At 62.3% G+C, this 11,110-nt stretch carries 10 protein-coding genes; 6 read left to right on the forward strand and 4 right to left on the reverse strand.

Going from position 1 to position 11,110, the window contains the following annotated elements; translation table 11 throughout:
* Both ppdK and pip read right to left on the reverse strand, forming a co-directional pair.
* The coding region (ppdK, locus tag GZ093_RS08140; protein ID WP_296484622.1) for a pyruvate, phosphate dikinase at window positions 1-1,764 on the reverse strand (1,764 nt) is incomplete at its 3' end.
* A 95-nt stretch (window positions 1,765-1,859) separates the two neighbouring features.
* Window positions 1,860-2,825, reverse strand: a complete 966-nt coding sequence (pip, locus tag GZ093_RS08145) for a prolyl aminopeptidase (RefSeq protein WP_296484627.1) — start codon at window positions 2,823-2,825, stop codon at window positions 1,860-1,862.
* Window positions 2,826-3,047: 222 nt separating this feature from the next.
* Between pip and GZ093_RS08150 the strand changes: the two genes are divergently transcribed.
* The 6 genes from GZ093_RS08150 to GZ093_RS08175 all read left to right on the forward strand — a co-directional run bounded on the left by GZ093_RS08150 (window position 3,048) and on the right by GZ093_RS08175 (window position 8,649).
* Window positions 3,048-3,530, forward strand: a complete 483-nt coding sequence (locus GZ093_RS08150) for a rubrerythrin family protein (protein ID WP_296484630.1) — start codon at window positions 3,048-3,050, stop codon at window positions 3,528-3,530.
* A 127-nt stretch (window positions 3,531-3,657) separates the two neighbouring features.
* Window positions 3,658-3,822 carry a rubredoxin gene (locus GZ093_RS08155; protein WP_296484632.1) on the forward strand — a complete coding sequence of 55 codons (165 nt, stop codon included), beginning with the start codon at window positions 3,658-3,660 and terminating at the stop codon, window positions 3,820-3,822.
* Window positions 3,823-3,838: 16 nt separating this feature from the next.
* On the forward strand, window positions 3,839-5,149 hold the full coding sequence (locus GZ093_RS08160; protein ID WP_296484635.1) for an FAD-dependent oxidoreductase: 1,311 nt from the start codon (window positions 3,839-3,841) through the stop codon (window positions 5,147-5,149).
* 155 nt (window positions 5,150-5,304) lie between these two features.
* Window positions 5,305-7,614, forward strand: coding sequence for an NADP-dependent malic enzyme (locus GZ093_RS08165; RefSeq protein WP_296484638.1), 2,310 nt, complete (start codon window positions 5,305-5,307; stop codon window positions 7,612-7,614).
* A 158-nt stretch (window positions 7,615-7,772) separates the two neighbouring features.
* The gene (locus GZ093_RS08170) at window positions 7,773-8,165 is read left to right on the forward strand and encodes a ribonuclease (RefSeq protein ID WP_296484641.1); all 393 of its coding nucleotides are present in this window, start codon (window positions 7,773-7,775) and stop codon (window positions 8,163-8,165) included.
* A 40-nt stretch (window positions 8,166-8,205) separates the two neighbouring features.
* Complete coding sequence (locus tag GZ093_RS08175) at window positions 8,206-8,649, forward strand: barstar family protein (RefSeq protein WP_296484644.1); 444 nt, start codon at window positions 8,206-8,208, stop codon at window positions 8,647-8,649.
* 259 nt (window positions 8,650-8,908) lie between these two features.
* On the opposite strand, the gene rsmA is transcribed toward GZ093_RS08175, so the two are convergent.
* Together rsmA and GZ093_RS08185 are read right to left on the reverse strand one after the other, a co-directional pair.
* Window positions 8,909-9,700, reverse strand: a complete 792-nt coding sequence (gene rsmA, locus GZ093_RS08180) for a 16S rRNA (adenine(1518)-N(6)/adenine(1519)-N(6))-dimethyltransferase RsmA (protein ID WP_296484646.1) — start codon at window positions 9,698-9,700, stop codon at window positions 8,909-8,911.
* 26 nt (window positions 9,701-9,726) lie between these two features.
* Window positions 9,727-11,106: a peptidylprolyl isomerase gene (locus tag GZ093_RS08185; protein ID WP_296484649.1), complete on the reverse strand. Its 1,380-nt coding sequence runs from the start codon at window positions 11,104-11,106 to the stop codon at window positions 9,727-9,729.
* Window positions 11,107-11,110 lie beyond the last annotated feature (4 nt).

Raw genomic sequence — 11,110 nt, forward strand, 5'->3', positions numbered from 1 at the left:
GCGCTCTTCCGGCGTTTCGGCCAGGATCATTTCCTGCACGATCGGCAGGCGGTCGGTGGCGTTGAACATGCGCTCGGTGCGGCACAGGCCGATGCCCATGGCGCCAAACTCGCGCGCCCGCAGCGCGTCGACCGGCGAATCGGCGTTGGCCATGACCTTGAGCGTCGCCACCTCGTCGGCCCAGCCCAGCAGCGTGTTCATTTCCTCGGAAAACTCGGCTTCCACGGTCGGGATTTCGCCGGCATAGACATGGCCGGTGCCGCCGTCGATGGTGATGACATCGCCCTCGCGCAGAACCGTGTTGCCGACCTGTGCGCTGCGCAACAGGTCGTTGATGACGATATCTTCGCAGCCCGACACGCAGGGCTTGCCCATGCCGCGCGCCACCACTGCGGCGTGCGAGGTCTTGCCACCGCGGCTGGTCAAGATGCCCTGCGCCTGGAAGAAGCCGTGAATGTCTTCGGGCTTGGTCTCTTCACGCACCAGGATGATTTTTTCACCGGCGCGCCCGCGCGTCTCGGCCGTGTCGGCGTCGAACACGATCTTGCCGGATGCCGCGCCGGGCGAGGCCGACAAGCCCTGCGCCAGCGACTTGGCATGGAAATTGGGCGCCAACTGCGGCACCAGCAACTGCTCCAGCACCGACGGTTCGGTGCGCAACAGCGCGCGCTCCTTGGTGATCAGCCCCTCGTGAAACATCTCGACCGAGGTGCGCACCATGGCGCGCGCGTTCATCTTGCCGTTGCGCGTTTGCAGGCAGTACAGAATGCCTTTCTCGATGGTGAATTCAAAGTCCTGCACCTCGTGGTAGTGCGACTCGAGACGGCGGCGCAGCTCAATCAGCTGGCGGTGGATTTCGGGCATTTCCTGTTCCATCTCGGCGATGGCCTTGGGCGTGCGGATGCCCGCCACCACGTCTTCGCCCTGGGCGTTGACCAGGTACTCGCCGTAAATCACGTTCTCGCCGGTGCCGGGGTTGCGCGTGAAGCCCACGCCGGTGCCCGAGTCGTTGCCCATGTTGCCAAACACCATGGTGCACACGCTCACGGCCGTGCCGTTGGCCTGCGCCTTGGTGATGCGGAACTGCTTGCGGTAGTCGACCGCGCGCTTGCCCATCCAGGACCGAAACACCGCGCCCAGCGCAATTTCAAGCTGCACAAAGGGGTCTTGCGGAAAGGGCTGGCCGGTCTGGCGCTGCACGATGGCCAGGAATTCACCGGCCAGTTCCTTCAGGTGCTCGGTGCTCAGGTCCACATCCAGCGGCGCGCCGTATTTGCGCTTGATGGCCGCCATCGACTGGTCGAAATGGACGTCGCTGATGTTGAGGGCGATCTTGCCGAAAAGCTGGATGAAACGGCGGTAGGCGTCATAGGCAAAACGCGCGTTGCCGGTTTGCTCGATCAGCCCCTTGAGCGAGACCTCGTTGAGACCGAGGTTCAGGATGGTGTCCATCATGCCCGGCATCGACATCGCCGCACCGGATCGCACCGAGACCAGCAGCGGGTTTGTGGCGTCGCCAAAGCCTTTGCCGGTTTTCTTTTCCAGCGCCGCCATGTGGCTGCGCACTTCGTCCATCAGGCCGGCGGGCAACTGGTTCTTTTCCAGGTAGGCGTTGCAGGCATCGGTGCTGGCGGTGAAGCCGGGCGGCACGTTCAGGCCGATCTGCGTCATCTCGCACAGATTGGCACCCTTGCCCCCCAGGAGCATCTTGTTCTTGCCATCGCCCTCTTCAAAGGCGTACACATATTTCTTGCTGCTGGTCATGGGGACTCCAATTCAAAAAAGTGGGTGGGTTAAGGGTGAAATTTGGTCATTCGCCAAAAAATTCTTCACGCGGCGGGCGGCTTGATGGGCCCGCGCTACAAGGTGCCGTCACGCTTGAACTGATCGGTGGCGGCGACCAGTGCGCTGGCAATGCCCGGCTCAAAGGCGGCGTGGCCGGCGTCTTCGATGATTTTGAAAGTGGCTTCGGGCCAGGCTTCGTGCAGCCGCCATGCCGACACCGGCGGGCAGACCACGTCGTAGCGGCCCTGGATGATCACGGCAGGCAAATGGCGGATGCGCCCGACGTTGCGCACCAGCTGATCCTCGCTTAGAAAAGAGTCGTGCAAGAAATAGTGCGCCTCCAGTCGGCCGACCCCGAGGCCGACCGCCGCCGAGCCAAACTGATCGGCCACCTCCGGGTGCGGCAGCAGGTGCAGGCAGCTGCCTTCATAGCGGCTCCAGGTGCGCGCCGCCCGCAGATTTTCAGCCGGGTCGCGGCTGAACAGGCGCCGGGCATAGGCGTGCAGCAGGTCAGCGCGCTCGGCCTCGGGGATGTCGGCGACAAAGCGCGCGTTCTCCTGCGGGAAGAACATCTTGACGCCGTGCAGAAACCAGTCGATCTCGCTGCGGGTGCACAAGAAGATGCCGCGCAGCACAAAGCCGGTGCAGCGCTCCGGGTGCGCTTGGCCATAGGCCAGCGCCAGCGTCGAGCCCCAAGAGCCGCCGAACACCAGCCACTGCGCAATGCCCAGCAAGGCGCGTAAGCGCTCAATGTCATCGATCAGCAGGTCGGTGCTGTTTTCCAGCGTTTCCCCCAGCGGCGTGGACTGGCCGGCGCCGCGCTGGTCAAACAGCACGATGCGGTAATACGCCGGGTCAAAGAATTGCCGGTGCTGGGGCGACAGACCGGCGCCCGGGCCACCATGCAGAAACAGCACCGGCACGCCGCTGGGGTTGCCGCACTCTTCCCAGTACAGGGTGTGAATGTCATCGACCGGCAGGCGGCCCGTGCGGTAGGGCGCGATCGCCGGGTACAAAGGGCTGGGAGCGGCGGCAGGCATGGACGGGCTCTTTCTCGGAGTTTGAGACTGGCATTGTGCACCGACACGCAAGCCGCAGAACAAAGCAGTCCGAATGCGTTAGCGACGCGTTTATCCGATAGTTACTATCAATTGATTAGTTAAAGCCAATTGGCAATTGTTATTTACAGGGCCTATCATTGCACCCATGTTGATTGCATTCTTCAATCAATTAAGCCTTTCTTTAACTCACAGGAGCTCCACATGACAGCGAACCAACGCCCCGACATCAAAACCATGGCCAACCTGGAATCTGCCTTTGCCGGCGAATCCATGGCGCACATCAAATACCGCTATTTCGCCAAACTGGCGCGTGAAATGGGTGACGAAGACACCGCGCGTGTTTTTGAAGCCACCGCCGACCAGGAGGTGATGCACGCCTTTGGTCACCTCGACCTGCTGTACCCCAAGGCCACGATGACAGCGGCCAAAGCGTTGCAAATTGCGATCGACGGCGAAACCTACGAGTACACCGAGATGTACCCCGGTTTTCGCGCCACCGCTGAAGCCGAGTGCCACGTCGCCGCCGTGGCCGAGATGGATGAGCAAATTGGAGAATCCAAGGAGCACGCCGCTCTGTTCCGGGCGACGCTGGACAAGGCGCAAAAACGCTTTGCAGCCCTGGCCAAGGTGGAAGAGCGCCACGCCAACCATTACAAGGCGCAACTGGCCAAGGTGCAGGCCTGAGCGGCAACGCCGCCAGACGCAGTGACGCGCTGGTGATCATCTTTTTGTCGCTATATTAACAATAGCGCATTGCGCAATATCCACGTGGGCTAGCGCCCTGTTTGACTTAAACTTATTTGGAAACCTCATGAAAACTTATCTTTGCATTGTTTGCGGCTTTATCTATGACGAGGCCGCGGGCCGCCCGGAAGACGGCATTGCCGCCGGCACCAAGTGGGCCGACGTGCCCGACACTTGGGCGTGCCCGGACTGCGGCGTCGCCAAGGCGGACTTCGAGCCGGTAGAAATCTGAAACTGAAAGCCCCGACATGACGGATCCGATCATCATCATTGGCGCCGGACTGGCCGGCTGGACCACCGCGCGCGAGCTGCGCAAACTTGACCCGGACACGCCCGTGCTGCTGATCACGGCCGACAGCGGGGACTTCTACGCCAAGCCCTCGCTGTCCAATGCATTCCAGCAAAAGCGCGCACCGGCGCAACTGGTCACGACGCCGGCGGCCACGATGGCCCAGACGCACAACGTGCGCTTGCTGGCGCACACCCGGGTACTGGCCATTGACCCAAACACGCGCACGCTGCGCACGACCCAGGGCGACTTTCATTACGGTCAATTGGTGCTGGCCACCGGCGCGCAGCCAATTCGCTTGCCCCTGGCGGGGGATGCGCTTGACCAGGTGCAGTCGATCAATTCGCTCGATGACTTCGCCGGTTTTTACCAGCGCCTGACTGGCGCTGATCCCGAAGCAGGTCAACTTGAGCGACGCCCGCGCCAGGTGCTGATCATGGGGGCCGGCCTGATTGGTTGCGAGTTCGCCAACGACCTCGCCGCCGCCGGCTATGGCGTCACGGTGGTGGACCCGGCAGCGGGTCCGATGGCGGCCTTGCTGCCTGAGGCGGCCAGCGCGCAGTTGCAGCAGGCGCTGGTGGACCTGGGCGTGCAATGGCACTTTGGCGCGACCGTCAAGGCGGTCAACCGGGTGCCCGTCGGTTCGCCAGATCCGGGCGGCACCATGCCAGCCGCTGGCCCGGGTCAGAGCCCGACACCGGTGGCTGCGCACTCGGGCGCGCAGCAGGCCGCGCCCGCACTCCAGGTTGAACTGTCAAATGGGCAGCTAGCCCGCGTGGATATTGTGTTGAGTGCTATTGGCTTGAGATCGGACATGGCATTGGCGCAAGCGGCCGGATTGGCTTGCGAGCGCGCCGTCGTGGTAGACGCCACCCTGCAAACCAGCAGCCCTGGCATCTACGCCTTGGGCGACGGCGCGCAGTACGCTGTCGGGCGCTGGGGCGCGGCGCCGGATGTCGCGGCGGCGCCGGTGACGGGCGGGCGCACCCTGCCCTATGTCATGCCGATCATGAGCGCCGCCCGCGCACTGGCCGCCACGCTGGCAGGCACGCCGACTGCTGTGGTTTTCCCGCTGATGCCGGTGGCCATCAAGACCCCGGCGCTGCCGATTGTGGTGGCGGCGCCCAAGCCGGGAACGGCTGGAGAGTGGCGCAGCGAGGAGCCCGGACTTTGGCAGTTCATCGACGGTGAACAGCACATGCGTGGCTTTGTGCTGACCGGCACGCAAAGCGCGCGCCGGGCCGAACAAGGCAAACTGGTGCGGGTCTAAGGGGGCGGCATCGAGGCGTTCGCCCGGCGCTTTGAGTGGCACGGGCCGGGCGGTTTAGCACGAGTGTGCTAAACCGTAGGGTCTACAATTTCAGTCCCGCAGCGCCGCCCTGAAGCTGGCCGCGCGGTTCTACGGCTTGAAAAACAGGAGACCCCATGCCCAATACCCCGGCCAGCGCCGCAGAGAAACGCGCTGAATTGCGCCGCGCCACCCTCGAATACCACCAATTTCCCACGCCCGGCAAGATTTCCATTGCGGCGACCAAGCAGTTGGTCAACCAGCACGATCTGGGCCTGGCCTACACACCGGGCGTGGCCATTCCGTGCGAAGAAATCGTCAAGGACCCGAACAACGCCTACAAGTACACCAGCCGCGGCAACCTCGTGGCGGTCATCACCAACGGCACGGCCGTGCTGGGCCTGGGCGACATTGGCCCGCTGGCGGGCAAGCCCGTGATGGAGGGCAAAGCCGTGCTGTTCAAGAAGTTCGCCGGCATTGACGTGTTTGACATCGAGATCGACGAAAAGCACGACCTCGACAAGCTGGTGGACATCATTGCCTCGCTGGAGCCGACCTTTGGCGGTATCAACCTGGAAGACATCAAGGCGCCCGACTGCTTTTATGTCGAGCGCAAGTTGCGCGAGCGCATGAAGATTCCGGTGTTTCATGATGACCAGCACGGCACGGCGATCACAGTGGGCGCAGCCATCTTGAACGGCCTGAAAGTCGCAGGCAAGGAGCCCAAAGACGTGAAACTGGTGACCTCGGGCGCTGGCGCCGCAGCGCTGGCCTGCGTCGGCCTGCTGGTCAAACTGGGCATCCCGCGCGAGAACGTGTGGGTGACCGACCTGGCCGGCGTCGTGTACGAGGGCCGCACCGAGCTGATGGACCCGGACAAGATCATCTACAGTCAAAAAACAGACGCGCGCACGCTCGGTGAAGTGATCGAAGGGGCCGATGTCTTTCTGGGCCTGTCAGCCGGCGGCGTGCTCAAGGGCGAGATGGTGAAAAGGATGGCGCCGCGGCCAATCATTTTTGCGCTGGCCAACCCGACGCCCGAGATCACACCCGAAGAAGTCAAGGCCGTGCGCGGCGACGCCATCATTGGCACGGGCCGCTCGGACTACCCGAACCAGATCAACAACATCCTGTGCTTCCCCTATATTTTCCGGGGCGCGCTCGATGCGGGCGCCTCCACCATCACGGTGGAGATGGAAATGGCCGCCGTGCACGCGATTGCCGAGCTGGCGCAGGCCGAGCAAAGCGAAGTGGTGGCAGCCGCTTATGTCGGTGAGCCGCTGGCCTTTGGGCCCGAGTACCTGATCCCCAAGCCCTTTGATCCGCGCTTGATGATCAAAGTGGCGCCCGCCGTGGCCCAGGCCGCCTTTGACAGTGGTGTCGCGTTGCGTCCGATCCTCGATATGGATGCGTACCGTGACAAGCTGCAGAGCTTCGTCTATGCCTCCGGCACCGTGATGAAGCCGATTTTTACCGCCGCGAAAAGTGCGCTGAAGAAACGCATTGCCTATGCCGAGGGCGAAGACGAACGCGTGCTGCGCGCCGCCCAGATCGTGGTGGATGAAGGCCTGGCCATGCCGACCCTGATCGGTCGCCCGCTGGTGATTGCCGAACGCATCAAAGAGTTTGGCTTGCGCCTGGAAGAGGGGCAGGACTACAGCGTGGTCAATGTGGAGCACGACCATCGCTACCGTGATTTCTGGCAAACCTACCTGCAGATGACCGAGCGCAAGGGCATGACCGCGCAGGTCGCGAAAATCGAGATGCGCCGGCGCCTGACCTTGATCGGCACCATGCTGCTGCACAAGGGCGATGTGGATGGGCTGATTTGCGGCACCTGGGGTACCACCAGCATGCACCTGCAATACCTGGACCAGGTGATTGGCAAGCGCGCTGGCGTCAATACCTATGCGTGCATGAATTGCCTGATGCTGCCCGAGCGCCAGTTGTTCATCGTGGACACGCATGTCAACTACGACCCCAGCGCCGAGCAGTTGGCAGAGATCACCATCATGGCCGCGGAAGAGATGATGCGTTTTGGCATTCAACCCAAAGCCGCGTTGCTGTCGCATTCCAATTTTGGCAGCAGCAACCAGCCCAGCGCCGTGAAGATGCGCGAGGCCCTGGCCTTGCTGCGGGTGCAGGCGCCCTGGCTGGAGATGGACGGCGAAATGCATGGCGACGTGGCGCTTGACGGCGCCGCCCGGGCCGCCCTGTTGCCCAGCAGCACGCTGGTCGGCGATGCCAATTTGTTGGTGCTGCCCAACATTGATGCCGCCAATATTGCCTACAACCTGCTCAAAACAGCGGCCGGCGGCAATATTGCCGTGGGCCCGGTGCTGCTGGGTGCCGCCAAACCGGTGCATATCTTGACCGCCAGCGCCACAGTGAGGCGAATTGTCAATATGACGGCCCTCACGGTGGCCGACGCCAACGCCAGCCGCTAAGCGTTAACGCCGAAGCTGGCGCTAACTTAGCCAGCTTTTTGGCCTTTTGCAGCTGCCTATTTTTTGGGCAATCGCTTGCATTCCTGGCGCAAATAAGCGACACTACGTCTCTTGAAATTACCGGGTTAACCCGGAGTATTGCGAGAGGTGTTTTGCTCATGCTGCGTCTGAAAAGCGCTAAGTTAGTGCTTACCAGCCTTTTTCTGGTTGCGGTTGTTACCAGCGCCGGGGTGTTCGCCAAAGCGCCTGCTTTGGCAGAGTCTGGCACCGCGATTACGGTAGCCGCCTTGCCCCAGCAAGGCATTCAGACCTACAACCTGATTCGTCAAGGTGGTCCGTTTGCCCATGAAAAGGATGGCGTGGTGTTTGGCAACCGAGAGCGTTTGCTGCCACTGCACACGCGCGGCTACTACCGTGAATACACCGTCGCAACACCGAATTTGCGCGCCCGGGGAGCCCGGCGCATTGTGTGCGGAGGGGCGCCCAAGACGCCTGACGCTTGTTATTACACCGCCGATCACTATGGGAGCTTCCGTCGGATCGTGCCGTGAAATGAGTTTATTTCTTACGAAAAGTGGATCGAGAATGAATATGTCATTGAGTCAAGAAACCGCCGCACCGCCGCGTGCCGCAACCGAGGTGCCGCTGCGCGGCGTGCGGCCTAATATCGTTCAGTCGATCCGGGCCTTTCGGGTGCCGGAATTGCAGGGTGCAGCCCAGTCCCTGGGCCAGCATTTTCTGTACGCCAACCTGGCCAATGCCCAGACCAAGCAGGATGTGCTGGATCTGATTGGTCAGCAATTCATGCTGGCGGTTCACGTAGGCAAGAACTTTGATGCCCTGTATGACAGCATGACCGACCCGCTGCACAAGTCTGGCCCACAGCCTGGCTTTATTGTGGTGCTGGAGCACATACCGGCCCATGCAAAATTCGACAAGGAAGCGCGCGAGCAATTGCTCGATATCTTCCGCGATGCGGCTGACTACTGGGGCGATCGAAAGATACCGTTCCGATGTTTCTATTCTTTTCTGTAGCCCGTTCTGCACACACCAGCCAAGCAGAACGGGCGAACGAGGCAAAAGGCACTGGCGGCGCAAGCCAGCCCTTGTCAGGCATAGAGCTCATCACCGAATCGGGCGAGAAAATGCCAACTGACAAATTGTTGGACATATCGCCCCTGGCGCTGCGCATGAGCAGCCCCTTTAATTCCGGGTATTGGTTGACGGCAGCCTGATCGCGCCGCCGCTTCCCCGCGCCAGAAGGCCCATCGAAAGATTGGGCCTTTTTTCTGACTTATCCGGCGCTGGCAGGCGATGGCCTCTGTGCCGCCACCTTTGACGCCAATGCGAGGTATTCAGCCACAGGTACTTCTTCCGCCCGGCGCTGCACGTCAAAACTGCCCGCGTAGGATTTTTCTTGCAGCCACTGGCCCAGGGTATGGCGCAACAACTTGCGCCGCTGGCTGAAAGCCACTTGGACCAGTTCGCTCAGAAGCTGCCCATCCACCGCTGCCGGGTTGAGGTGCGGCACCATGCGCACCACGGCACTGTTGACGCGCGGCGGCGGCTCAAAACTCGTGGGCGGCACGAGCAGGACGTTTTCCATGGCGTAGCGCCACTGCAGCATGACACTCAAGCGGCCATAAGCCGCCGTGCAAGGGCGTGCCACCATGCGGTCAATCACTTCTTTTTGCAGCATGAAATGCTGGTCTTCGATCACGTCGATAAAATTCAGCAAGTGAAACAGGATCGGCGTCGAGATGTTGTACGGCAGGTTGCCAACGACCCGCAATCTGGCAGCGGACCCGTCTTGCGCCAGCTCGGCAAAGTCAACCCGGAGCACGTCAGATTCGATCACAGTCAATTGCGGATGCGCCCGCAGGCGCATCGCCAGGTCACGATCCAACTCAATCACGGTGAGCCGACCCAGACGCTCCACCAGCGGTTGCGTCAGCGCTGCCAGACCGGGCCCGATCTCCACCATGACCTGCCCCGGCCTCGGGTCAATCGCGTCAACTATGGCCTCAATCATGAAGCCATCGGTCAGAAAATGCTGACCGAAGCGCTTGCGGGCAATGTGTTTCATGTGACGAGCGGGAGGCCAGAAAGGGATTATTGGGGTGGTTCGCGCAGCTCGACATAGGCACGCCCGCGCACGTCTTGTGCCCAGCTGGCGTAGGCTTCATCAAGCTTTTTCTCGCGCAACATGGCGCGCGCGGCCTCCCGCTGCTCTTGCGGGCTCAGGGTGGCATTGCGACGTTCCAGCAGCTGGATCAGATGCACGCCAAAGCGTGACACCAGGGGTTCGCTGATCTGACCCGGTGCCAGGTTGTTCATGACCGCCTCGAACTCTGGCACAAACATGCCCGGATTGGCCCAGCCCAGGTCGCCGCCCTGCGCGGCACTGCCGTCTTGCGAATGGTCGCGGGCGAGCGCGGCAAAATCAGCTTTACCCGCCGCGATGCTCTTCTTGAATTCATTGAGCTTGTCACGGGCGGCGCTCTCATTGAGCTGTGGGCTGACGCGCAACAAGATGTGGCGGACCCGGCTTTGCGTCACCGTCATGGCGGGCAGTCCGGCACTCTTCTTCTCCAGCACCTTGAGAATGTGAAAGCCCGCCCCCGAACGCACCAGCGCCGAAATTTCACCCACAGCCAGGTTCTGGGTCGCGTCAAGGAACAACGGCGGGTAGCGGTCGGCTGTGCGCAGGCCGAGCTCGCCGCCATTGGCGAGACTGGCACCGTCAGAGGCATCCGAGAACTCACGCACCAAGGCTGCAAAATCTTCGCCGGCCCGCGCCCGCGCCAGCGCCCGCTGCGCCCGTGCCTGCAAGGCCGCGACTTGTACCGGCGTGGCAGCATCGGGCACCGACACCAGAATTTGGGCCAGATTGATTTCTTGGGCCGCAGGGCTGCTGCTTGCCTGTTCCCGCAGGAACTGGTCGACTTCCCGGTCCGACACCCGCGCCCGAGGCTCGACTTCGCGCTCGCGCAGGCGCGTCAGCTGGATCTGATCGCGCAGCTGGTTGCGGAACTGGCTGAGCACACCGCCTTCCTGCGCCAGGCGGCGGCGCAACTCGGGCACCGTCAGTTGATTTTGCTGGGCGATGTTCTGCTCAGCCTGGTCAATGGCGGTCTCGTCCGCCGTAATGCCGGAGTCGCGGGCCAGTTGCAACTGGGCCTTTTCGTTGATGAGGCGTTCCAGGACCTGGCGCGCCAACACCTTGCTGTCGACCGGTGGCCGGCCTTGCTGTGCCAGCTGCTGCTGCACGCGTTGCAGGGCGGCGCGCACCTCGTTGTTGGTGATCGGTTCGGAATTGACCACCGCCACAATGTAGTCGGCCGCCAAACCGGTCGCGGCCGGCCCCCCGATGGGCGCAGCCACACCGCTGCCGGCGGCCGTGGCAGAGGGGCGCAGACCCTGCGCCGACGCAGTCAAGGAAGCAAGAAGGGCAAGGCTGGCCACACTGAGGGCTACAAGGCGATGGGTCATGATG

Source organism: Rhodoferax sp., from assembly GCF_010365055.1.
In the GTDB taxonomy this organism is placed as follows: Bacteria; Pseudomonadota; Gammaproteobacteria; order Burkholderiales; family Burkholderiaceae_C; genus Rhodoferax.

Excerpts from the sequence above, each read along its gene's own strand:
- pip (WP_296484627.1), bottom strand. The coding sequence starts at position 2,825 with ATGCCTGCCGCCGCTCCCAGCCCTTTGTACCCGGCGATCGCGCCCTAC.
- GZ093_RS08150 (WP_296484630.1), top strand. The coding sequence starts at position 3,048 with ATGACAGCGAACCAACGCCCCGACATCAAAACCATGGCCAACCTGGAA.
- GZ093_RS08155 (WP_296484632.1), top strand. The coding sequence starts at position 3,658 with ATGAAAACTTATCTTTGCATTGTTTGCGGCTTTATCTATGACGAGGCC.
- GZ093_RS08160 (WP_296484635.1), top strand. The coding sequence starts at position 3,839 with ATGACGGATCCGATCATCATCATTGGCGCCGGACTGGCCGGCTGGACC.
- GZ093_RS08165 (WP_296484638.1), top strand. The coding sequence starts at position 5,305 with ATGCCCAATACCCCGGCCAGCGCCGCAGAGAAACGCGCTGAATTGCGC.
- GZ093_RS08170 (WP_296484641.1), top strand. The coding sequence starts at position 7,773 with ATGCTGCGTCTGAAAAGCGCTAAGTTAGTGCTTACCAGCCTTTTTCTG.
- GZ093_RS08175 (WP_296484644.1), top strand. The coding sequence starts at position 8,206 with ATGTCATTGAGTCAAGAAACCGCCGCACCGCCGCGTGCCGCAACCGAG.
- rsmA (WP_296484646.1), bottom strand. The coding sequence starts at position 9,700 with ATGAAACACATTGCCCGCAAGCGCTTCGGTCAGCATTTTCTGACCGAT.
- GZ093_RS08185 (WP_296484649.1), bottom strand. The coding sequence starts at position 11,106 with ATGACCCATCGCCTTGTAGCCCTCAGTGTGGCCAGCCTTGCCCTTCTT.